This window comes from Streptomyces sp. NPDC005181 (assembly GCF_040608395.1).
Lineage (GTDB): Bacteria > Actinomycetota > Actinomycetes > Streptomycetales > Streptomycetaceae > Streptomyces.
In genome coordinates this window covers 1-21,274 of sequence record NZ_JBEXID010000101.1, presented here as the reverse complement: position 1 = coordinate 21,274, position 21,274 = coordinate 1, and the positions used below count along the sequence as shown (strand labels likewise).

Genomic DNA, 21,274 nt, shown 5'->3' with positions numbered 1-21,274 from the left:
TAGTGACACGCCACTTCGGCGTGCCCACAGGCATATCCGCAGGTCAACCTACATATTCGTGCCCTAGTCGGCACCGCCAACTGTGGAACTCAGGTCCAGGGCGGCCTGCCATTCCGGGACCGCCTTGTCGACCAGCGGGAGGACGAGCCGGTCCACGATCTCGTAGCCACGTCAGCGTGTCGCGCCAAGAGGTCAGGGGCTTCGAGCCCGACACGGGCGTTAGTCTCCAGAACCCGATCGACGTCAATCCGGCCCAGCAGCTCATCGACCTTCGCAGAGATGATGCCGTTGTCCTGTCCATAGAGAGTGGACACCACACGCCGCCATGTACTACCCGATGGGTCGGCCGCAGCCAAGAACTCGGCATAAGTGTCACGTCTGATCTGGCGAAGCCACTGATCGCGAGTGGAAGCCGCCTGCGCAACGGCCGTCATACGCGCGGCGCGAAAGGCGATCACTGCTGCGCCGAGGCCGCCCACCGCACCGATGGCTGCACCTAGAAGACCCGCAAGTCCAGCATCCAACGTGTCCCGCCGCTTTCATCCTGATCCCTCGCAACAAACATTAATGTTCTCACCGAAGTCCGGTTGATGGGCATCGGCCACCCCCGCCTCGTGGGCTGCTTCGCGCAGCACAGCCAGCGCTTCCGCCGGGGGTGCACGAGGCCCGACGCGGGAGTGGTGGCGAGGAGGCGGGGCATGCAACCTGGCCGGGTTCAGGCGGCGTTCGGGTACGGGCGAAGGGTCAAGACCGTGGGCCCGCCGGTGGGGCATCGTCGCAGATCCCGCTCCGCCGGTCCGGACGTACCGATGGCGTCGGAGAAGACGCGGCACCGGTGGTCAGTGAGGCAGCACGGTGTCCAGCCATTGCAGGACCTCGGGGGTCACCGGGTCGGTGATGTCGGCGAACTCGTCATGCTTCTTGAGGAACTTCGCGACGTAGGGGCAGACCGGCACGATGCGCTTCCCTGACGTGCGTACGTCGCTCAGCGCCTGTTGTACGAGTATCGCGGCCAGGCCCTGTCCGGCGAAGGCGTCGTAGATTTTGGTGTGGTAGAAAACGCGCTGGTCGTCGCGGTCGCGATACGTGGTGTGGCCTGCGGTTTTGCCGTCGACCAGGATTTCGTAACGGTGCTTCGGGTCCACTCGCTGGACAGTCGGAGCGGCTGCGGGCTGGGTCATCGCATGCCTTTCAGTGACGCGTCGGGTTTTTGCGAGGTGCGATGGTGGCGTGGGGAAGGGCCGGCGCGGGAAGACGGTCGCCGTCGTAACCGTCGACCTTGCCGAAGCGGTCGGATGCGCTCTGCCACGCTTCCCTGGCTTCGACGATGTCTTCGTGGCTCCGACCGATGAAGTTCCACCACATGACGATCTGTTCCTCGAACGGCGTCCCGCCGAGCAGGACTGCCCGCGCAACGGCGTCCGTCTCGTTCGCCAGCGTCAGTGTGTCGCTTCCCGTGCCGACGTATCCCAACTCCGCCGGGTGCAGGAGTGTTCCAGCGATACGGACCTCCCCGTGGTCGACGAGAAGGCCGTGCTCGAAGTCGGCGTCGATGGCGAGCGTGGTCGTCGAGTGCGGCTCAAGGATGAGTTCGGCACCGAGCAGGGGCGTGAACGTCCGCACCGGAGCGGTGTCACCTGCCAGCGCCCCAAGGAACACTCTGACTTCGGCTCCGTCCACCCGGACCGATCTCGGGACGTAATGCTGGAAGTCACGGCCGGTGTGCCGGTGTTCTTCGGGAAGCGCCACCCACAACTGGACGCCGTGCAAGATCGTGGTGCGGGCGGTGGAAACTTCCGAGTGGCTGATGCCGTGCCCACCCGTCATGAGGTTCAGTTCACCGGGCCGTACAAAGGCGTGGCTGCCCAGGCTGTCCCGGTGCTCGATCTCCCCGCTGAACAGCCAGCTCACCGTCTGCAGACCGGTGTGCGGATGGGGCGCGACGTCCATGCCGCCCGTGCCGGCAACGTCGTCGGGGCCGTAGTGGTCGATGAAACACCAGGCCCCGATCAGCGTCCGGGCCCGCTGCGGCAGCGTGCGCCGTACCGACATCGCCCTCGGACCGCCCAACGGGACGTCCCGCGCGGAGAGGACCTCGACCTGCGGCACATGCTCACCATGCTCCGAGGCTCCGCAGCGGAGCTCGGCGGGTTCCCTCTCGACATTACTCATCGCACACCCCTCTCACCCAAGGATGATTTTATGTTCAACAATTGTTTCCGATGATACGAGGATGCCCTGCCGTACGCACGGCAGGGCCGGCGAGGGCCGGGAGCGGCCTGTGAAGGAGTCCAGGTTGAGTGACACGGCAGCAGGCCCCGTGAGCAAGCAGGTCTTCATCGACAAGCAGAGCCCGAAGGCGTACCACGCGCTGACCGAGACAGCCGAAGCAGTCCGTACGGTCGCCGCCGACGCGGGGCTGGACCGCACGCTCGTGGAACTGATCAACCTCCGCGTGTCACAGGTCAACGGCTGCGCGTACTGCCTCAACGTGCACACCCGGGCCGCCCTGCGCGCAGGCGAGACCACCCAGCGTCTGGGTGTACTGGCCGCCTGGCGCGACACCGAACTGTTCACGGCGCGGGAGCGCGCGGCACTCGCCCTGGCGGAGGCGGCCACCGAACCCGCGAACGCCGCCGTCCAGGAGAGTGCCTACGACGCAGCCCGCCAGGCCCTCACCGACGATGAGATCTCCGCAGCGATCTGGGTAGCGATCACCATCAACGCGTTCAACCGCGTCTCCATCATGAGCAAGCATCCCGTGCGCGTGATCCCGCAGCAGTGATTCCGGCTTCACCGTTCCTAACCAGTGCACATGAGTGAGTCCTGGACCCACTGCTGCGTGCTGGGTGCATCCCGAACGGTGTTGGATGCACTGGTCCCCCGCTTTCGCTTCCCGCTCGGCGACGGCCCTCCAGGGGGCCGGTCCGTGGTGGGTGGGCGGGTTCCGTCACACCCCCGGGTACCCGGTCCGGCCTGGGCGGTCCGATGCCCCGCACGATCACTCCGGTCGTGTGGGGGCGGTGCCGTCCGACGCCGGACCGGGTGCCCGAGGGCGCGTCTCCCGATCGCGATACCGGCGGCATCGTGACGGGACATCTTTCGGTATGGGGTGGTCAGCGGTTTCTGCCAGTGCTGGGCACCCCACAGGCTGGTGTAGGCGGGGTCGACCGCGACAATACTCAGGCCGTGCTCGGCGGCCATCGACACCAACCGGGCCTTGAGCTTCCCGGTCGTTCCCACCCCCCGCGAACTCACCGGCAGAACTCACTCCCGCTCACCACTACTCACTGCAGCTCAGTAAACCGACAGCAGCTCACAACCCCCTGCTGGGCGCCGAGACACCGGTCGCGCGCGCCACCGGTTCAGGAAAAGTTAGTTGATTCTTAAATCATATCCATTTATGATTCAACGATATCGGGCGTGCTCCACCGGCGCGGCGACGCCGGCGGCCAGTCCGCCCACTGCCCATACGCACTTTTCAATGGAGAACAAAGCCATGACCACAGCCGTCAAGCTTGCCGTCATCTACTACTCGTCCACCGGTTTCAGCGCCGAGATCGCCAAGGAGATCTCCCAGGCCGCGGAGAAGGCCGGGGCCGAGGTCCGTCTCCTGAAGGCCGCCGAACTCGCCCCCGAGGCCGCCATCAGCTCCAACGAGGCATGGGCCGCACACGCCGCCGCCAGCGCGGGCATCCCGGTTGCCACCCCCGCGGACGTCGAGTGGGCCGACGCCGTGATCTTCGGCTCCCCGACCCGCTTCGGCAACATCTCCTCGCAGCTCAAGCAGTTCATCGACACCCTCGGTGGCCTGTGGGCCCAGGGCAAGCTGGCCGACAAGGTCTACAGCGGCTTCGTCACCACCGCCACCGCCCACGGCGGCCAGGAGTCCACCCTGCTCGCGCTGTACAACTCGATCCATCACTTCGGTGGCCTCGTCGTCTCCCCCGGTTACACCGACCCGGTCAAGTTCGTTGACGGCAACCCCTATGGCACCTCGCACGTCGACGCCCAGGGCAACAACCCCATCGGCGACCAGACCCGCAACGCCGCCCGTCACCAGGCCGAGCGCGTCGTCCAGGTCGCGGGCGCCCTCAAGGCCGGCTTCGCCGCCTGACCCCTCCCGGCCCGGACCCGGCTCATCCGCGTTGCCACACCTCGGCCAGCAGTTCGTAGGACCGCACCCGGTCGGCCTCACCGGTGTGCCGGGCGCAGTCGCGCCCGGCACACCGGCCCCACCACCTGCGCGCTGCTCTGGACGGAAGAGCCCGCACGTCTCCCCCGGCCCGGACCTGGGCACTCTTGTCGGCACGAAGGGCCGCAAGGCGCCCCCGGGCCGGGCGCCCGCGTCCACCGTCGTCATGCCAATTTCTGCGTCCCAGTGGCATGACCGGGACGCAGCACGGTGCTGCGGCCGGCAGAGACCCCGATGAGGTCCGTCTCCCTGCGTTGCCGAGGTTCCGGCCCGCCCTCGGGGCGGATCGGAACCTCTTCGGCTTCTGCAACGCGTAGAAATCAGTGGACGGCCGCACTGGCTCCCGTGGCGTTCCACTCAGCGATCACAGGTCGTCCGTGTTCGGTGGAGAGCCGGCTGACCGTCCCCGCCGTGAGCTGGAACAGCCGCCCGTCCGCGGCGGGCAGCCCGAGGCGACGCGCCGTGAGCACCCGCAGGAAGTGGGCGTGGGCCACGAGCACCACGTCACCGCTGTCCAGGGCTGTCCCGATGCGGCTCAACACGCGGTCGGCACGCTGTCCCACCTCGATCGGTGACTCGCCCGGATGACCGGCCGGACCGGGCGGCACTCCGTCGTTCCACAGGTACCAGTCGGGCCGGGTGCGATGTATCTCGAGGGTGGTCACGCCTTCGTACGCACCGTAGTCCCACTCGTGCAGATCGGGCTCGCGTACGGCGTCGTACAGGCCCGCGAGTTCCGCTGTCCGTTCGGCACGGCCCAGCGGGCTGGTGAGCGCGAGGGCGAAGGTCCGCCCGGCGAGCAGCGGGGCGAGGGATTTGGCCTGCTCTTCGCCACGCTGGGTGAGGGGCAGGTCGGTCCAGCTGGTGTGCTGACCCGAGAGGCTCCACTCGGTTTCGCCGTGGCGGACCAGCAGGAGGTCGCCCATGGCGGTTACTTCGCTGACTCGACGGCGTGGCCGCCGAACTGGTTGCGCAGCGCGGCGATCATCTTCATCTGGGGGGAGTCGTCCTGGCGCGAGGCGAAACGCGCGAAGAGCGACGCGGTGATCGCGGGCAGCGGCACCGCGTTGTCGATCGCGGCCTCCACCGTCCAGCGGCCCTCACCCGAGTCGGCGGCGAAGCCGCGCAGCTTGTCGAGGTGTTCGTCGTCGTCCAGCGCGTTGACCGCCAGGTCGAGCAGCCAGGAACGGATGACCGTGCCCTCCTGCCAGGAGCGGAAGACCTCGCGCACATCGGTGACGGAGTCGACCTTCTCCAGCAGCTCCCAGCCCTCGGCGTAGGCCTGCATCATGGCGTACTCGATGCCGTTGTGGACCATCTTGGAGAAGTGGCCGGCGCCGACCTTGCCCGCGTGGACGAAGCCTGCGTCGCCCTCGGGCTTGAGTGCGTCGAAGATGGGCTGGACCTTCGCTATGTGTTCGGCGTCGCCGCCCACCATCAGCGCGTAGCCGTTCTCCAGGCCCCAGACACCACCCGAGACACCTGCGTCGACGAAGCCGATGCCCTTGGCCGCCAGCTCCTCGGCATGCTTCTCGTCGTCCGTCCAGCGGGAGTTGCCGCCGTCGACAACGGTGTCGCCGGCTTCCAGGAGGTCACCGAGCTCGTCGATGACGTGCTGGGTCGGGCCTCCCGCGGGCACCATCACCCACACCACACGCGGGGCTTCGACCTTCTCGACCAGTTCGGCCAGGCTGCTCACGTCGGCGAGGTCCGGATTGCGGTCGTAGCCGATGACGGTGTGGCCCGCGCGGCGAATCCGCTCGCGCATGTTGCCGCCCATCTTACCGAGGCCGACGAGGCCCAATTGCATCGTTGTCATGCTGTTTCACTTCTTCCGGAGAGTGCGGTACGCGGCCACCAGGGCGGCGGTTGAGGGATCGAGTCCGGGGGCGTCCGCTCCGTCGGTGAGCGCCGGCTCCACGCGCTTGGCGAGGACCTTGCCGAGCTCGACGCCCCATTGGTCGAAGGAGTCGATGTTCCAGATCGCGCCCTGCACGAACACCTTGTGCTCGTACAGCGCGATCAGCTGGCCGAGGACCGAGGGGGTCAACTCGCTTGCCAGGATCGTCGTCGTGGGGTGGTTGCCGCGGAACGTGCGGTGCGGCACCTGCTCCTGAGGCACGCCCTCGGCGCGCACCTCGTCACTCGTCCTGCCGAAGGCGAGCGCCTGGCCCTGCGCGAACAGGTTGGCCATCAACAGGTCGTGCTGGCCCTTGAGTTCGGGGCTCAGCTCGTCGACCGGGTTGACGAATCCGATCAGGTCGGCCGGGATGACCTTCGTGCCCTGGTGGAGCAACTGGTAGTACGCGTGCTGCCCGTTGGTGCCGGGCGTGCCCCAGACCACCGGACCGGTCTGCCACTCCACCGGATTTCCGGCGCGGTCCACCGACTTCCCGTTGGACTCCATGTCCAGCTGCTGCAAGTACGCAGTAAATTTGGACAGGTAGTGCGAGTACGGCAGCACCGCGTGCGACTGGGCGCCGAGGAACGATCCGTACCAGACACCCAACAGGCCTAGCAGCAACGGCGCGTTGACCGCCGCAGGCGCAGTGCGGAAGTGCTCGTCGACGAGGTGGAAGCCGTCGAGCATCTCGTGGAACCGGTCCGGGCCGATGGCGATCATCAGCGACAGACCGATAGCGGAGTCGTACGAGTAGCGACCGCCGACCCAGTCCCAGAACTCGAACATGTTGGCGGTGTCGATACCGAACTCCGCGACCTTCTCGGCGTTCGTCGACAGCGCCACGAAGTGCTTCGCGACCGCCTTCTCACCGCCGTCGTCGAGCCCGGCAAGGAGCCAGGACCGCGCCGATGTGGCGTTGGTGATCGTCTCGATGGTCGTGAAGGTCTTGGACGCGACGATGAACAGCGTCTCCGCCGGGTCCAGGTCCCGTAGGGCCTCGTGCAGATCGGCGCCGTCCACGTTCGAGACGAACCGCACGGTCAACGAGCGGTCGGTGAAGGCCCGCAGTGCCTCGTACGCCATCGCGGGTCCGAGGTCCGACCCGCCGATACCGATGTTGACGACATTGCGGATCCGCTTTCCGGTATGCCCGGTCCACTCGCCCGAGCGGACGCGCTCGGAGAAGTCGGCCATTTTGTCGAGCACGGCGTGCACCGCCGGGACGACGTCCTCGCCGTCGACCTCGACGACGGCGTCGCACGGGGCGCGCAGCGCGGTGTGCAGGACGGCACGCTGCTCGGTGACGTTGATCTTTTCGCCGCGGAGCATGGCGTCCCGCAGCCCGAACACGTCGGTCGCGGTGGCGAGTTCCTGGAGCAACGCGAGGGTCTCGTCCGTGATCAGGTGCTTGGAGTAGTCGATGCGCAGGTCGCCGACGCTCACGGTGTAGCGCTCCGCGCGACCGGGGTCGGCGGCAAACAGGTCACGCAGCTGCAGGCGGCGCAGCTCCCCTGCGCGGTGGTCCTCAAGGGCCGTCCACTCCGGGCGGTGCGTGAGCTTGGGTGTGTCAGACATGACGGGGGTTCTCCTTGGTACCGTCCCCGCGCAGGGCGACGGCATACATCTCGTCCGCGTCGAGGCGGCGCAGCTCTTCGGCAATCAACTCGGAGGTGCTGCGCACCTTCAGAGCGAGGGTGCGCGAGGGCTGGCCCGGCAGGGAAAGCGTGGCCAGCGGGCCGTCGGGGCGGTCGATCACGATCTCGCCGCTCTCCGTTCCGAGCCGGACGGCCGTCACGACCGGCCCGGCGGTGACGACGCGCTCGACCGAGACCTCGAGCCGGGCCTCCAGCCAGCGGGCCAGCAGCTCGGCACTCGGGTTCTCGGCCTCACTCTCCACGACGGCCGACACAACCTTCTTACGGGCCTGGTCCAGCGCCGCGGCCAGCATCGAGCGCCACGGCGTCAGCCGGGTCCACGCCAGGTCGGTGTCGCCGGGCGCGTACGAGGAGACGCGGGTCTCCAGGGCGACGAGCGGGGCCTCGACGGCGTACATGTCGGTGATCCGCCGCTGTGCCAGAGCGCCCAACGGATCCTTGGCCGGGACGTCGGGCGCGTCCACCGGCCACCAGACGACGACCGGTGCGTCCGGCAGCAGCAGCGGCAGGACCACCGAGTCGGCGTGGTCGGAGACTTCGCCGTACGTCCGCAGGACGACCGTCTCGCCGGTGCCCGCGTCCGAGCCGACCCGCACCTCCGCGTCCAGGCGGGAGTTCGTGCGGTCGCGCGGAGTGCGTGCGACGCGTTTGATGACGACCAGGGTGCGCGAGGGATGCTCGCGCGACGCCTCCTCGGCCGCCTTGATCGAGTCGTACGCGTTTTCCTCGTCGGTCACGATGACCATCGTCAGGACCATGCCCATGGCGGGAGTACCGATGGCTCGGCGTCCCTGCACGAGCGCCCTGTTGATCTTGCTTGCCGTGGTGTCGGTCAGATCGATCTTCATGGCCTGCGCCAGCTCCGTCCGTCTCGTGCGAGCATCTCGTGGGCTTCTTCGGGACCCCAGCTGCCCGACGCGTACGGCGCGGGCTTGCCATGCGCGTCCCAGTACCCCTCGATCGGGTCGAGAATCTTCCAGGACTCCTCCACTTCCTGGTGACGGGGAAAGAGGTTGGCGTCGCCCAGCAGAACGTCCAGGATGAGGCGTTCGTACGCCTCCGGGCTGGACTCGGTGAAGGAATCGCCGTACGCGAAGTCCATCGTGACGTCCCGAATCTCCATCGACGTACCCGGCACCTTCGATCCGAAGCGCACCGTCATGCCCTCGTCGGGCTGGACACGGATGACGATCGCGTTCGCACCGAGTTCCTCGGTGGCGGTCGAGTCGAAGGGCGAGTGGGGCGCGCGCTGGAAGACGACCGCGATCTCGGTGACGCGGCGGCCGAGGCGCTTTCCGGTGCGCAGGTAGAAGGGGACGCCCGCCCAGCGACGGTTGTCGACCTCCAGCTTGATGGCCGCATAGGTGTCGGTCGTCGACTTGGGGTCGATGCCGTCCTCCTGCAGATAGCCGCGCGCCTTCTCGCCACCGTGCCAGCTCGCCGCATACTGCCCGCGCACGGTGTGCTCGCCCAGGTTCTCCGGCAGCTTCACGGCCTTGAGGACCTTCAGCTTCTCGGTGAGCAGCGACTCGGCGTCGAAGGCGGCCGGCTCCTCCATGGCGGTCAGCGCCATGAGCTGGAGGAGGTGGTTCTGGATGACGTCGCGGGCCGAGCCGATGCCGTCGTAGTAACCGGCGCGCCCGCCGATGCCGATGTCCTCGGCCATCGTGATCTGCACGTGGTCGACGTAACTGCGGTTCCAGATGGGTTCGTACATCTGGTTGGCGAAGCGCAGCGCCAGGATGTTCTGGACCGTCTCCTTGCCGAGGTAGTGGTCGATACGGAACACCTGGTCCGGGTCGAACACCTCGTGCACGATCGCGTTCAGTTCGCGCGCACTGGCCAGGTCGTGGCCGAACGGCTTCTCGATGACCGCACGCCGCCAGGAACCTTCCGGCGCGTCCGCGAGACCGTGCTTCTTCAGCTGCTGGACGACCTTCGGGAAGAACTTCGGCGGTACCGAGAGGTAGAACGCGTAGTTGCCACTGGTGCCCCGAGATGCGTCCAACTCATCGACGGCAGAACGGAGTTGCTTGAACGCCTGATCGTCGTCGAAGTCGCCCGGGATGAACCGCATGCCCTCGGCCAGCTGCTGCCAGACCTCCTCGCGGAACTCCGTGCGGGCGTGCTCGCGCACCGAGTCGTGCACCACCTGCGCGAAGTCCTGTTCCTCCCACTCGCGCCGGGCGAACCCGAGGAGCGAGAAGCCCGGCGGGAGCAGACCCCGGTTCGCGAGGTCGTAGACGGCGGGCATCAGCTTCTTGCGGGAGAGGTCGCCGGTGACACCGAAGATGACGAGGCCCGAGGGGCCCGCGACACGAGGGAGGCGCCGATCGCGGGGGTCACGGAGCGGGTTGTTCCAGTCGAGGGCCGGGGCGGTAGCGCTCCCAGCGCCCATCACGTCGCCGCGTACCGCCGCCGCGTCGCCGCCCGATTCCCGGGCCGCGTCACCCGATCCGGCGGTCACGCCGCCCGGTTCCACGGCCGCGTCACCAGATCCGCCCGCCGCGGCGGGCGCATCCTGCGCGGCACCACCGGGAAGCGTCTCGCGCTCACTCATTCCCCCTCAACTCCCGTGCTGCTCAGCGACGTCGCGACCACACCCAGCAGGTCTTCCCAGGCCGCCTCGAACTTCGACACGCCCTCGTCCTCCAACTGCTTCACGACCTCGTCGTACGAGATCCCGAGCCGCTCGACGGCCGCAAGATCGGCGCGGGCCTTGGCGTAGCCGCCGGTCACCGAGTCGCCGTGGATGTCACCGTGGTCGGCGGTGGCGTCGAGGGTCGCCTCCGGCATGGTGTTGACCGTGCCGGGCGCGACCAGTTCGTCGACGTACAGGGTGTCCTTGTACGCGGCGTCCTTGACGCCCGTCGAAGCCCACAGAGGACGCTGCTTGTTGGCGCTCGCGGTGGCCAGCGCGGTCCAGCGGTCGGCGGCGAAGACGCCCTCGTACGCCTCGTATGCGAGACGGGCGTTGGCGAGCGCGGCCCTGCCCCTGAGTGCGAGCGCCTCGTCGGTGCCGACCTTCGCAAGGCGCTTGTCGATCTCGCTGTCGACGCGGGAGACGAAGAACGAGGCGACGGAATGGACCGTGGACAGGTCGATGCCCGCCGCCTGCGCCTTCTCCAGGCCCGCCAGGTACGCGTCCATGACCTCGCGGTAGCGCTCCAGCGAGAAGATCAGCGTGACGTTGACGCTGATGCCGAGGCCGATGACCTCGGTGATCGCCGGGAGGCCGGCCTTCGTCGCCGGGATCTTGATCAGCACGTTCGGACGGTCGACCAGCCATCCGAGCTGCTTGGCCTCGGCGACGGTCGACGCGGTGTCGTGCGCGAGGCGCGGGTCGACCTCGATGGAGACCCGGCCGTCGCGGCCGCGGGTCGCGTCGTACACGGGCCGCAGGATGTCGGCGGCGGCGCGGACGTCGGCGGTGGTCATCATGCGGACGGCCTCGTCGACCGTGACGCCGCGCACGGCGAGGTCGGCCAGCTGCTCCTCGTACCCCTCGCCGGAGCCGATGGCGGCCTGGAAGATGGAAGGGTTGGTGGTGACGCCCACCACGTGCTTCCGCTCGATGAATTCGGCGAGGTTGCCGGATGCGATCCGCTTGCGGGACAGATCGTCCAGCCAGATGGAAACGCCTTCCTCGGTGAGGGACTTGAGGGGTTCGGCGGTGTTGCTCACAGTGACTCTTTTCTTTCTGGCGGCCTGATCAACCACGCGCGGCGGCGAGAGATTCCCGCGCGGCGGAGGCGACGTTCTCGGCGGTGAAGCCGTACTCGGCGAACAGGGTCTTGGCGTCGGCGGAGGCGCCGAAGTGCTCCAGGGAGACGATGCGTCCGGCGTCACCGACGTACCGGTACCAGGTCAGGCCGATCCCTGTCTCGACCGCCACACGGGCCTTCACGGACGCCGGAAGCACACTCGCGCGGTACTCCGCGGACTGCTCCTCGAACCACTCGACGGACGGCATCGACACGACACGCGTACCGACCCCCTCGGCCTCGAGCTGTTCACGCGCCGCGACGGCGAGCTGCACCTCGGAGCCGGTGGCGATGAGGATGACGTCAGGGGTCTCGGCGGAGGAGTCGCGCAGGATGTAACCCCCCTTCACCGCCTCGGGGTTTGCCGCGTATGTCGGCACACCCTGGCGGGTCAGCGCGAGGCCGTGCGGAGCAGGGTTCGTGGCGTGCCGTCTGAGGATCTCGGCCCAGGCGATACAGGTCTCATTGGCGTCGGCGGGGCGGACGATGTTGAGTCCGGGAATGGCGCGCAACGAGGCCAGGTGCTCGACCGGCTGGTGGGTCGGGCCGTCCTCGCCGAGACCGATGGAGTCGTGCGTCCAGACGTACGTGACCGGCAGCTCCATCAGCGCGGACAGGCGCACGGCGTTGCGCATGTAGTCGGAGAAGACCAGGAAGGTGCCGCCGTAGACGCGGGTGTTGCCGTGCAGCGCGATGCCGTTCATCTCGGCGGCCATCGAGTGCTCGCGGATGCCGAAGTGGACCGTGCGGCCGTACGGGTCGGCCTCCGGCAGCGGGTTGCCCTTCGGCAGGAAGGAGCTGGTCTTGTCGATCGTGGTGTTGTTCGAGCCGGCGAGGTCGGCGGAACCGCCCCACAGCTCGGGGATCACACTGCCGAGCGCCTGCAGCACCTTGCCGGACGCGGCACGGGTCGCGACGGATGTGCCCGCCTCGAACTGCGGCAGAGCGGCCTCCCAGCCATCGGGCAGCTGACCCGTGACGACGCGGTCGAACAGCTTGGCGTGCTCGGGTTCGGCGGTGCGCCACTCGGCGATCTGCTTGTCCCAGGCCGCGTGCGCCTCGACGCCTCGGTCGAGGGCCTCGCGGGCGTGGGCCAGTACCTCGGGCTCCACCTGGAAGGACTGCTCCGGGTCGAAGCCCAGGACCCGCTTGGTAGCCGCGATCTCCTCGGCGCCGAGCGCCGATCCGTGCGAGGCCTCGGTGTTCTGCGCGTTCGGGGCAGGCCAAGCGATGATCGTGCGCATCGCGATGATCGAGGGGCGCCCGGTCTCGGCGCGGGCGGCGGTCAGCGCCTCGTACAGCGCTCGGACGTCGATGTCGCCGTCGGCCGAGGGCTCGATCCGCTGGACGTGCCAGCCGTACGCCTCGTACCGCTTCAGGACGTCCTCGGAGAAGGCGGTGGCCGTGTCGCCCTCGATGGAGATGTGGTTGTCGTCGTAGACGAAGACGAGGTTGCCGAGCTTCTGGTGACCCGCGAGGGACGAGGCCTCGGCGGAGATGCCCTCCTCCAGGTCGCCGTCCGAGACGATCGCCCAGATGGTGTGGTCGAACGGAGACTCGCCCTCCGGCGCCTCGGGATCGAACAGGCCGCGCTCGTAGCGAGCCGCCATCGCCATGCCCACGGCGTTCGCGACACCCTGGCCGAGCGGGCCGGTGGTCGTCTCGACACCCGCCGTGTGCCCGTACTCAGGGTGACCGGGCGTCTTCGAACCGTGCGTCCGGAACGCCTTCAGATCGTCCAGCTCCAGCTCGTACCCGGAGAGGAAGAGCTGGGTGTACAGGGTCAGCGAGGTGTGGCCCGGGGAGAGAACGAAGCGGTCTCGGCCGGTCCACTCCGGGTCGGCCGGGTCGTGCCGCATCACCTTCTGAAAGAGGGTGTACGCGGCCGGCGCCAGACTCATCGCGGTGCCCGGGTGGCCGTTTCCGGCCTGCTGTACGGCATCGGCCGCCAGAAGGCGGGCGGTGTCGACGGCACGCCGGTCGAGTTCGGTCCACTCGAAGCCGTCAGGGAAGCTGTCGGGTGTCTGCGTGCTCATCTTCAAGAAGTCCTCGATAGGAACCGGTTAACTGCTCTGATGCGTTCAAACCTAAAAGTATGACTTTTGCTGGAGAAGGTGCACCCGTGTCAGCCTTTGGTGAAAGTGGGACAACGAGTGCGGGACCGAGCTGACGCGAGAAGGACATGACGGACAGAACGACCCAGGGAAGTGGAGAGATCAAGACCTTTCCCTTCCCCACGAACCTGAGCGTCTGCGGCGTAGGTATGCAGGTGGAATCCATGGAACCCGGTCGGCCCTGGCATGCAGACGCGCCATTGGAGCGCGTGCACCGCGTCGACTTCCACGTGGTGATGCTGTTCCACGGCGGCCCCATCAGACACATGATCGACTTCGCCGAGTACGAGGCCTCCGCCGGCGATCTCCTATGGATCCGCCCAGGCCAGGTGCACCGCTTCTCCGCCACGGCCGGGTACCGCGGTACCGTCCTGACCATGCAGCCCGGCTTCCTGCCCCGGGCAACTGTCGAGGCGACGGGCCTGTACCGCTATGACCAGCCCCCGCTCCTGCGCCCGGACGTGCTCCAGCTGGCCGCCCTCGAGCACTCCCTCGCCCAACTGGAGCGCGAGTACGTCGACACGACCACACTGCCCCTCAGCCTCCACACCGCGGTGCTCCGGCACTCCCTGACCGCGTTCCTGTTCCGCCTGGCCCACCTCGCGGCGATCTCCGCCAAGACGGCACTCGAGCAGACCGACACCACCTTCAGCCGCTTCCGGGACGCGGTCGAGAAGAGCTTCGCCACCAACCACAGCGTCAGCGCGTACGCGGACGCCCTCGGCTACTCCCGACGCACCCTCGTCCGCGCGGTGGGGGCGGCCACCGGCAACACCCCCAAGGGCTTCATCGACAAACGCGTCGTCCTCGAGGCCAAGCGCCTACTGGCCCACACGGATATGCCGATCGGCCGGATCGGCGCCTCCGTGGGCTTTCCCGACGCGGCCAACTTCTCGAAGTTCTTCCATCAGCACACCGGGACGACTCCGTTGGCGTTCCGGGCGGAGCTGCGCTGAAAGAGGCGGGGCGGGCCAACCGGCCCGCCCCGCTGGTGACATGAGGCTCAAGGTCAGACGTATCTTCACGGCCGACACATCACGAGGCGAACTGCGCGGCGTCAGGCCGTACCCGACCTGCCGGCTGCCGAGAGCGGCACCCACGGCCCGTCCACGCGATCCCGGCGACAGTACAACCGGTGGAACCGGGACGTTCAGCGGCCCACGCCGGCCACAGTGGCCTCGTACGTGATGATCCCGGTGCCGTTACCCTCGTCACCATTGTCCGGCGCGACGGTGAGCGTCAGGTGGTCGCCGTCGGCGGTGAGCTTCATCGGGTTGCGCGTGGCGACATGACCCGCGGAGGACCACTGCTGGAAGGGCACCTCGTGGGTGACCAGGTGGCTGCGCGCGTCGATCAGTGCCAGACCACCCAGCTCGTAGGTAGCGGAGGAGCCTCCGGCCGGGTTGGTCTGGGGCAGGTTGATCACACCGCCGCACAGCATCTGACCCGGGGCCGCGTGCTGACAGTCCTGGTAGTCCACGAAGTACTGGCTGTTGGTCCAGTCGGAGATCCTGCGCCCTCGGAGGTCCCACTCGTAGAAGTGCCGGGAGCCCCAGGAGTTGCCGATCAGGTGACCGGTGGCGGGGTCGCGGACGATGCCGCCGATGTGGTCCTTGAACTCGAACTGCTTGTGGACGGCCGGCGACTTCGCGTCGATCCGGTACATGATGGTGCTGCTGTTGGGGCGGTACTGGGCGACCGATACCCACACCGGCGCCCCGTCGAATTCGAGGCCGCCCGGGTGGTACATGTCGCCCTCACCGAGGACGATGTCGCGTTGCAGGTTGCCCTGCTTGTCCATGACAAAGACATGCCCGACACCCTTGCCCGGAGTTCGGTCGTAGCCGTCCCGCGGGGCCGGGTACTTGACTGTCGGCTCCAGGATCTCCACCGAGGAAAGGAAGATGTGGTCGCGCGTGATGGCGATGCCCTCGGTGTGGTAGGTCGGGAACTTCAGCGACAGTCTGCTGGTGACCTTCCAGGCGGTGTGGCTGGGATGCCCGGAGAGAATCTCACGGGCGACCCGGAGAAACTCCGCGGTCGGTAGGTGGCGTCCATCAGCGCCGCGACCGAAGACGCCCTCGACGGGTCGTGTGCCACGCGGCACCGGAGTCGGCGGACCTCTCGTGGCCGGCGCAGGGGCTGGCGCGGCTCATGCTGCACGACGGCGTCGTGACTTGCGCGCGGAGGGCGCCGCCGAAGGGCGGGCCGTGCACTTGTTCACCAGACGCTGTTCGAGTACGCCGCCGGGCGGTGTCTGGTGCGGCTCGCCGCGGAGAAGAAGCAGTCGTACTACGGCGCGCTCGGCGGGCCCGCCGCTGGCCTCGCTCCGGGCACCAGGTCGGCGGTGCGCTTCCCGCCACCGGGGTCGATCGGCGTGTCATCCAGCCCATGAATCACCAAGGTCGGTACTCGAAGCCTGCGGAGTGCGTCAGCGCGTGAGCCACCGAGGATCATTGCTCCGAGTTGCCGCCCGACTCCGGCTGGGTAGTAAGCGCGGTCGTAACTTTCGGCAGCCAGCTCACGAAGGAGTGCGGGGTTGCCAAAACGCTTGGAAGACCACACCAGTTCGCTTTCCGCCGCTGCGATGTACCCCTCGCGATCCGGCGGCTTCGGGCTGAAGAGCACCCAGGCGGCACGCCGGGCGACCTTGCCCGCATCGGCCTTCGCAGAGGCGGGATCCCACGTCTGGGGCAGGAACAGTCGCCAGTTGATGGCCGCGGAAGCGTGGTCGGACGCGAGGTGAAGCGAGACGCCGACCTGGCAATTGGTGACCTTGCCGGCGGTGCCGGTGTACTGCCGCGACACACACGCCGAGGCGGTCCCGTCCTTCAGGAACCCGGTGTCGTCGAAGACCAGGGCCTCCGGCCCGATCACCTCCTCCATCCGCCAGGCAAGTTTCGCCCGGATGTGGGCCGGATCCCACGGGCTGGTGGTGATGAAATGGGCCAGTGCCTGCCGGTTCCCGTCTTCACCGAGCCGCGAGGCCATCGGCTCGACCGACTTACGCTGCCCGTCGGTAAGCAGCCCTCGCAGGTAGACCTGCCCCCAGCGGCGCTGGTCATTGCGCGCGAACGGCTCGAACACCTCCGCCGCGAACGCCTCCAACTCACCACGCACCACAGCAATCTCGTCCGGAGTCACACACTCCCAACGCCACACCGGGCCAAGAGGACACGCACCACCACAGCCGACCTGACCAAGCCCTCCTAGTCAGCACCGGTGGCTTCCAGCCAACTTCGGTTGGGTCAACGCCGATCGGTGTGCTCGGTACCGCGCACGGACGGCGTCGGCGCCGAAGATTCCCGTCAACCCATTACCAACCGTTTACTGAGCAGATACCTTTCTCCTTGCCGGTGGCAGGGGGCGGAGCGATCCGGCCGCCCCCTGCCTGCCCCGGAGTACCGCCGTACGTCGTTCGGGCTGTTTTCGACCATTACGCCTATTTCTCATGGCCCGTCGGAAGGAAGCGTTTTGAACGCTCGGAACCGCCGCACCACGGTAGCCGCCGTATCCGTCGCAGGGCTCATAGCGCCGCTGCTGCTGATCGGATCGGGCACCGCCTCCGCCCACAGCGACCCTGCCAAGGAGGCTGCCAAGCTCGCAAAGAAGCTCGTCAAGAAGAGCAACGCCGAGGATGCCTACGAGCATCTGAAGCAGTTCCAGCGGATCGCTGACAAGAACGGGAACACCCGGGTGGCCGGGTCAGAGGGGCACCGGAAGTCGGCCGAGTACGTCGAAGGCCTGTTGAGGAAGGCCGGGTACTCGGTGACCCGGAACGAGTTCGACTACCCGTTCACCGAGACGCTGGCGCAGAGCCTGCGGGTGGTGTCGCCGCAGCAGCAGGACGTCCCGTTGATCGCCATGACGTACTCCGCCAGCAGCCCGGTCGGCGGCATCACCGCCCCGGTCGCGGTGGTGCCGGTCAACGCCACCACCGGCTGCGAGCCTGAGGACTACGCCCCCGGGACGTTCACCGGCAAGATCGCGCTGATCAAGCGCGGCGGCTGCACCTTTGCGCAGAAGCAGGAGACCGCCGCCGGTGCGGGTGCGGTCGGCGCGATCATCTACAACAACACCGAGGGCGCGCTCAACGGCACGCTGGGAGACCCGTCCGTCGCCAAGATCCCGGCCGGCGGCGTCACGCAGGCGGACGGCGAGGCGCTCGCGGCCAAGGCCGCCGCCGGCGCAGTGACCGTCAACCTGGAGATCCGCACCTTCGCGGAGACCCGGCACACCTACAACGTGATCGCCGAGACCAAGGGCGGCGACGCCGACAACGTGGTGATGTTCGGCGCCCACCTGGACTCGGTGGCGGCCGGCCCGGGCATCAATGACAACGGCTCCGGCTCCGCTGGCATTCTCGACGTGGCCCTGAACCTTGCCCACAAGAACGTCAAGAACAAGGTGCGCTTCGCCTGGTGGTCGGCTGAGGAGTTCGGCCTGCTGGGCTCGGAGGCGTACGTCAACAGCCTCTCGGCGGCGGACCTTGCGAAGGTCAAGCTATACCTGAACTTCGACATGATCGCCTCGCCGAACTACGCCCAGTTCGCCTACGACGGCGACGACTCCGACCAGGTCGGTGCCGGCCCCGGCCCGGAGGGCTCGGCGCAGCTGGAGAGGCAGATCACCGACTACCTGGACAGCCGGGGCACCCCGCACGAGGGCACCGACTTCACCGGCCGGTCGGACTACGGGCCGTTCATCGAGGTGGGCATCCCCTCGGGCGGCACCTTCACCGGCGCCGAGGGCATCAAGACGGCCGAGCAGGCAAAGGCGTACGGCGGTAAGGCCGGTGCCGCGTACGACGCCTGCTACCACGCCGCTTGCGACACCCTGAAGAACATCAACATGAAGGCGTTCGACGTCAACGTCGACGTCATCGCCAACGCGGTGGGCCAGTACGCCTGGGACACCAGTCTTCTGAGCAAGCCGGTGGCGCCGCAGAACACCAAGGGTTCGGCGGGCAGCGGCGGTGGCCTGCACGAGGGCCACGACCACGAGGTCACCGAGTAACTCCCGGTACACACGGGGGGGGAGGGCCGGACTGTCCGGCCCTCCCCTTCGATGCTGCGGCGGGATGCGCGGTCGCTACGGTTCCTTGCGGAGGGAGACCCTGGCAGGTGGGCTTGGCCGGCATCGGGATGACCGCGCGGCTGACATGCCACGACGCGCCATCAGTCGCGCGCGCCGTCCGGGTCGTGGCGGTGGCCGCGGCACCGCCCACCGCTGCCTCGTGGTGCTGCGCCTCGCTCCACTTCAACGCCAACTCGCGCCGGGTGCTGCGGTCCTCCTCTGTGTGGCCGACCGTACGGACATGGTCGAGGAACAGGAGGGCCCAGTCGTCGAGCCAGTCATCCACATCCTCGCCGCAGATGATTCCGGGCTCGGCGAAGGGGACCCGCAGAACGGTCCAGCCGTCGTCTGCCAACCCCTTGGGGATCAGGTAGGGATCCGGCACGGCCACGTGCGGGTCACCGATCCGAATCCGGTAGTCGCAGCAGTACACCTCCAGTACCGGCGATCGCCGCCGCAGGGTCATCAGCCCGATTCCGAACCGGCCCGTCGATTCGGGGGCAAAGCCACTCCAGGTCCTCCCTGGCTACGGCTGTGTCACCTTCGGTCAGGAACCCGAATACATTCCCCGCCTTGCGCCTGCCCTGCGCCGGCAGCTCAACACCCTGCCACAGGGCCTCGGCGTCGAACCGTAGGAGTGTGGTGTTCATGCCCACCAGAAACGACGCGCCGGACGCCCGTGCAGGCACCATGACCTTGCTCAGGACGGCATCGTCCGGTGGTGCATCCCGCATCACGATGCGCAGCCGGATCGTACGGGCGGAGGCCCCCGGACCGTCGCGGTCGGCGACGGCTGCCGCCACGAGGCGGTCCAGCCTCAGTCCACGGCCGTCCACTGTGAACGTGCTGTAAGGGAGGGGGTGATCGTCGTTGTCCGAATGCTTGAACTGGGTCCGCTCACGGCATCCATCCGCTCCAATGACCGTGAGGTCGTCGAATCGGTCGTCGTCCACCAGCTTCTCGCGGTGTCCTGCGACGCGCCGGCAGAGGCCGGACGGCCGTCGGCATCACGCACCCAGGTCCGCAGCGTCTCGGGGTTGACGTTCAGATCAGCCGCGGCGTCCTTGAACGTCCGCCTGCCGGCCGAAGCCCGCCATAACGCGATCGCGTCGGACCGGAACGCCGCACTGTACTTCGAGGGCCGTGCCACGTAGATCTACACCTTCCAGGATCAACAAGGTCCATTGTCAGGTGTGTCCACACCACGGGGATCACCTCACGCTGCTGGAGGGCAGTGAAGTCGGCATGGGCCGTTTCGACGGCCTCCGGGTACCGGACGCACCGTCGCCGTGATCTCCGGCGGCAACCTCGACCGGCTATGCGGCGAGTGTCGCCAGCATCTGCTCGGGTGCGGTGAGGATCGAGAAGTGGCCTTGGCCGGGATGGATGTGAACGCGTGCGCCCGGTATCGCCGCAGCGAAGCGGCGGGCGTGCGGGAGCGGGACGGTGGTGTCGGCGTCCCCCTGGTGGATCGACGTGGGCACCGTGATCGACTCGAGGTCGAAACCCCAGGGTCGGGTCAGTACGCGCAGATCCTGCCCGACTCCCCAGCTGCCGCGCTGGAACGCTCGCAGGTAGTTGGTCAGGAAGGCCGCGCGCGCGTCCGACTGGGCGAGGGCACGCCGGTCGCTGGCGGGCATCTCGCTGGTCGCCAGGCGAATGAACAGCCCTGGTGCCCGGCGCGCCAGCGTGGCCAGGCGGCCCAGAAACCAGCCACCGAAGGCCGGAGCGTGCCGGGCGATCTGCAAGGACGCGCGCTGCCCGGCTGCCATCCCGCGGGTGGGCCAGGCAGGCGGGCCAAGGGGCGCGATGAGCAGCAGGCTGCGGACGCGGTCAGGCAGCTCGGACGCGCATGCCGCCGCGAACGCTCCGCCGCCCGAAATGCCGAGCAGCGCCACCGAGCCGACGCCCAACGCGTCCAGGACCACGGTGGCTTCCGCAGCCCAGTCCACGACCCGCGGCAGGCGACGGGCCTCGGTGCCGCCGATGCCGGGGCGATCCGGGGCGATGAGGCGCAGTCCGAGCGCGTGAGCCGCCCCCGCGAAGCCGTACGCGGCCAGCCGGGAGTCGGCCAACCCGTGGCAGAACAGCACCGCAGGCGCGTCCGGCTCCCCCACCACCTCAACCGCGATCACCCCGCCGTCGGCTCGACGCAGCTCCACTCTCATATCCTACGTCTCCCGTGACCTTGATCTGAGAGCTGCCTGAGCGGCTTTCCAGAGGTTCTGCCGGTAGCCGGCTGGGAGCCAGGGGCTAGTTGTATTGACCCGGAGCGTTGTTGACTCGGCTGATCGGTGGCTTGCCGTCGAGTGCGGTGTGGCAGCGGTGGTGGTTGTAGGTGTGGAGGAAGTCTGCCAGGGCCGCGGTGCGTTCGGTGTTGGTGGTGTAGGGCCGCAGGTAGGCCCATTCCTCCAGCAGGGTGCGGGTAGGGTCGGCCGAGCGGCGAGGTCCCTGCTGGACAGGGCCTTTTCCGGCTCTCCTGCCGTATGTGTGGGTGCCCTGAGCTGGTCTGATACGTGAAACACGCCGCTCTCTGTGAACCTTGAGGTGTCTAGCAACAAGGTTGA

18 protein-coding genes and 2 pseudogenes are annotated in these 21,274 nt (G+C 68.0%); 4 read left to right on the top strand and 16 right to left on the bottom strand.

Annotation, left to right across the window (positions count from 1 at the left end):
- Positions 1-839 precede the first annotated feature (839 nt).
- Together ABZV38_RS34700 and ABZV38_RS34695 are read right to left on the bottom strand one after the other, a co-directional pair.
- Positions 840-1,181 carry a GNAT family N-acetyltransferase gene (locus tag ABZV38_RS34700; protein WP_356332432.1) on the bottom strand — a complete coding sequence of 114 codons (342 nt, stop codon included), beginning with the start codon at positions 1,179-1,181 and terminating at the stop codon, positions 840-842.
- Positions 1,182-1,191: 10 nt separating this feature from the next.
- A complete protein-coding gene (locus ABZV38_RS34695) occupies positions 1,192-2,172 on the bottom strand; it encodes a pirin family protein (RefSeq protein WP_356332431.1) in 981 nt (326 codons plus the stop codon).
- 124 nt (positions 2,173-2,296) lie between these two features.
- Here ABZV38_RS34695 and ABZV38_RS34690 point away from each other — a divergent pair, with 124 nt between their 5' ends.
- The gene (locus ABZV38_RS34690; protein ID WP_356332430.1) at positions 2,297-2,785 is read left to right on the top strand and encodes a carboxymuconolactone decarboxylase family protein; all 489 of its coding nucleotides are present in this window, start codon (positions 2,297-2,299) and stop codon (positions 2,783-2,785) included.
- A gap of 17 nt (positions 2,786-2,802) precedes the next feature.
- On the opposite strand, the pseudogene ABZV38_RS34685 reads toward ABZV38_RS34690, so the two are convergent.
- Positions 2,803-3,258, bottom strand: a pseudogene (locus ABZV38_RS34685) (IS200/IS605 family accessory protein TnpB-related protein); the annotation flags it as partial.
- A gap of 241 nt (positions 3,259-3,499) precedes the next feature.
- Here ABZV38_RS34685 and wrbA point away from each other — a divergent pair.
- Entirely contained in the window at positions 3,500-4,117 is a 618-nt protein-coding gene (gene wrbA / locus ABZV38_RS34680; protein WP_326818522.1) for an NAD(P)H:quinone oxidoreductase, read from the top strand.
- Between the two features lie 398 nt (positions 4,118-4,515).
- On the opposite strand, the gene ABZV38_RS34675 is transcribed toward wrbA, so the two are convergent.
- The 7 genes from ABZV38_RS34675 to tkt all read right to left on the bottom strand — a co-directional run bounded on the left by ABZV38_RS34675 (position 4,516) and on the right by tkt (position 13,553).
- The gene (locus ABZV38_RS34675) at positions 4,516-5,121 is read right to left on the bottom strand and encodes a histidine phosphatase family protein (protein ID WP_356332429.1); all 606 of its coding nucleotides are present in this window, start codon (positions 5,119-5,121) and stop codon (positions 4,516-4,518) included.
- A 5-nt stretch (positions 5,122-5,126) separates the two neighbouring features.
- Positions 5,127-6,005, bottom strand: a complete 879-nt coding sequence (gnd, locus tag ABZV38_RS34670; RefSeq protein WP_356332434.1) for a phosphogluconate dehydrogenase (NAD(+)-dependent, decarboxylating) — start codon at positions 6,003-6,005, stop codon at positions 5,127-5,129.
- A 15-nt stretch (positions 6,006-6,020) separates the two neighbouring features.
- Positions 6,021-7,673: a glucose-6-phosphate isomerase gene (gene pgi, locus ABZV38_RS34665; protein WP_356332428.1), complete on the bottom strand. Its 1,653-nt coding sequence runs from the start codon at positions 7,671-7,673 to the stop codon at positions 6,021-6,023.
- Positions 7,666-8,601, bottom strand: a complete 936-nt coding sequence (opcA, locus tag ABZV38_RS34660) for a glucose-6-phosphate dehydrogenase assembly protein OpcA (protein ID WP_356332427.1) — start codon at positions 8,599-8,601, stop codon at positions 7,666-7,668. Before opcA ends, pgi begins: the two co-directional genes overlap by 8 nt.
- The gene (gene zwf / locus ABZV38_RS34655; RefSeq protein ID WP_356332433.1) at positions 8,598-10,151 is read right to left on the bottom strand and encodes a glucose-6-phosphate dehydrogenase; all 1,554 of its coding nucleotides are present in this window, start codon (positions 10,149-10,151) and stop codon (positions 8,598-8,600) included. Before zwf ends, opcA begins: the two co-directional genes overlap by 4 nt.
- 158 nt (positions 10,152-10,309) lie before the next feature.
- Complete coding sequence (gene tal / locus ABZV38_RS34650) at positions 10,310-11,473, bottom strand: transaldolase (RefSeq protein WP_356332426.1); 1,164 nt, start codon at positions 11,471-11,473, stop codon at positions 10,310-10,312.
- On the bottom strand, positions 11,466-13,553 hold the full coding sequence (tkt, locus tag ABZV38_RS34645) for a transketolase (protein WP_356332425.1): 2,088 nt from the start codon (positions 13,551-13,553) through the stop codon (positions 11,466-11,468). Before tkt ends, tal begins: the two co-directional genes overlap by 8 nt.
- Positions 13,554-13,699: 146 nt before the next feature.
- Here tkt and ABZV38_RS34640 point away from each other — a divergent pair, with 146 nt between their 5' ends.
- Positions 13,700-14,587, top strand: a complete 888-nt coding sequence (locus ABZV38_RS34640) for an AraC family transcriptional regulator (protein ID WP_356332424.1) — start codon at positions 13,700-13,702, stop codon at positions 14,585-14,587.
- A 194-nt stretch (positions 14,588-14,781) separates the two neighbouring features.
- On the opposite strand, the gene ABZV38_RS34635 is transcribed toward ABZV38_RS34640, so the two are convergent.
- Together ABZV38_RS34635 and ABZV38_RS34630 are read right to left on the bottom strand one after the other, a co-directional pair.
- Positions 14,782-15,738, bottom strand: a complete 957-nt coding sequence (locus ABZV38_RS34635) for a DUF6454 family protein (RefSeq protein ID WP_356332423.1) — start codon at positions 15,736-15,738, stop codon at positions 14,782-14,784.
- A gap of 185 nt (positions 15,739-15,923) precedes the next feature.
- Complete coding sequence (locus ABZV38_RS34630; RefSeq protein WP_356332422.1) at positions 15,924-16,775, bottom strand: transposase; 852 nt, start codon at positions 16,773-16,775, stop codon at positions 15,924-15,926.
- Positions 16,776-17,105: 330 nt separating this feature from the next.
- Here ABZV38_RS34630 and ABZV38_RS34625 point away from each other — a divergent pair, with 330 nt between their 5' ends.
- Positions 17,106-18,647 (top strand): M28 family metallopeptidase, encoded by a 1,542-nt coding sequence (locus ABZV38_RS34625; protein ID WP_356332421.1) that lies wholly within the window; start codon positions 17,106-17,108, stop codon positions 18,645-18,647.
- 458 nt (positions 18,648-19,105) lie between these two features.
- Here the strand turns inward: ABZV38_RS34625 and ABZV38_RS34620 are convergent, their stop codons facing one another.
- The 4 genes and pseudogenes from ABZV38_RS34620 to ABZV38_RS34605 form a co-directional block, all read right to left on the bottom strand.
- Complete coding sequence (locus tag ABZV38_RS34620) at positions 19,106-19,660, bottom strand: hypothetical protein (protein ID WP_356332435.1); 555 nt, start codon at positions 19,658-19,660, stop codon at positions 19,106-19,108.
- A gap of 38 nt (positions 19,661-19,698) precedes the next feature.
- Positions 19,699-19,857: pseudogene (locus ABZV38_RS34615) on the bottom strand (transposase); the annotation flags it as partial.
- Positions 19,858-20,023: 166 nt separating this feature from the next.
- On the bottom strand, positions 20,024-20,869 hold the full coding sequence (locus tag ABZV38_RS34610) for an alpha/beta fold hydrolase (protein WP_356332420.1): 846 nt from the start codon (positions 20,867-20,869) through the stop codon (positions 20,024-20,026).
- Positions 20,870-20,960: 91 nt separating this feature from the next.
- Positions 20,961-21,274: integrase core domain-containing protein (locus ABZV38_RS34605; RefSeq protein ID WP_356332419.1), on the bottom strand; the 314-nt coding region annotated here is incomplete at its 5' end.

Coding starts and splice junctions, on each gene's coding strand:
- pgi (WP_356332428.1), bottom strand. CDS start 7,673: ATGTCTGACACACCCAAGCTCACGCACCGCCCGGAGTGGACGGCCCTT.
- ABZV38_RS34700 (WP_356332432.1), bottom strand. CDS start 1,181: ATGACCCAGCCCGCAGCCGCTCCGACTGTCCAGCGAGTGGACCCGAAG.
- wrbA (WP_326818522.1), top strand. CDS start 3,500: ATGACCACAGCCGTCAAGCTTGCCGTCATCTACTACTCGTCCACCGGT.
- gnd (WP_356332434.1), bottom strand. CDS start 6,005: ATGCAATTGGGCCTCGTCGGCCTCGGTAAGATGGGCGGCAACATGCGC.
- tkt (WP_356332425.1), bottom strand. CDS start 13,553: ATGAGCACGCAGACACCCGACAGCTTCCCTGACGGCTTCGAGTGGACC.
- zwf (WP_356332433.1), bottom strand. CDS start 10,151: ATGGGCGCTGGGAGCGCTACCGCCCCGGCCCTCGACTGGAACAACCCG.
- ABZV38_RS34675 (WP_356332429.1), bottom strand. CDS start 5,121: ATGGGCGACCTCCTGCTGGTCCGCCACGGCGAAACCGAGTGGAGCCTC.
- ABZV38_RS34695 (WP_356332431.1), bottom strand. CDS start 2,172: ATGAGTAATGTCGAGAGGGAACCCGCCGAGCTCCGCTGCGGAGCCTCG.
- opcA (WP_356332427.1), bottom strand. CDS start 8,601: ATGAAGATCGATCTGACCGACACCACGGCAAGCAAGATCAACAGGGCG.
- ABZV38_RS34640 (WP_356332424.1), top strand. CDS start 13,700: ATGACGGACAGAACGACCCAGGGAAGTGGAGAGATCAAGACCTTTCCC.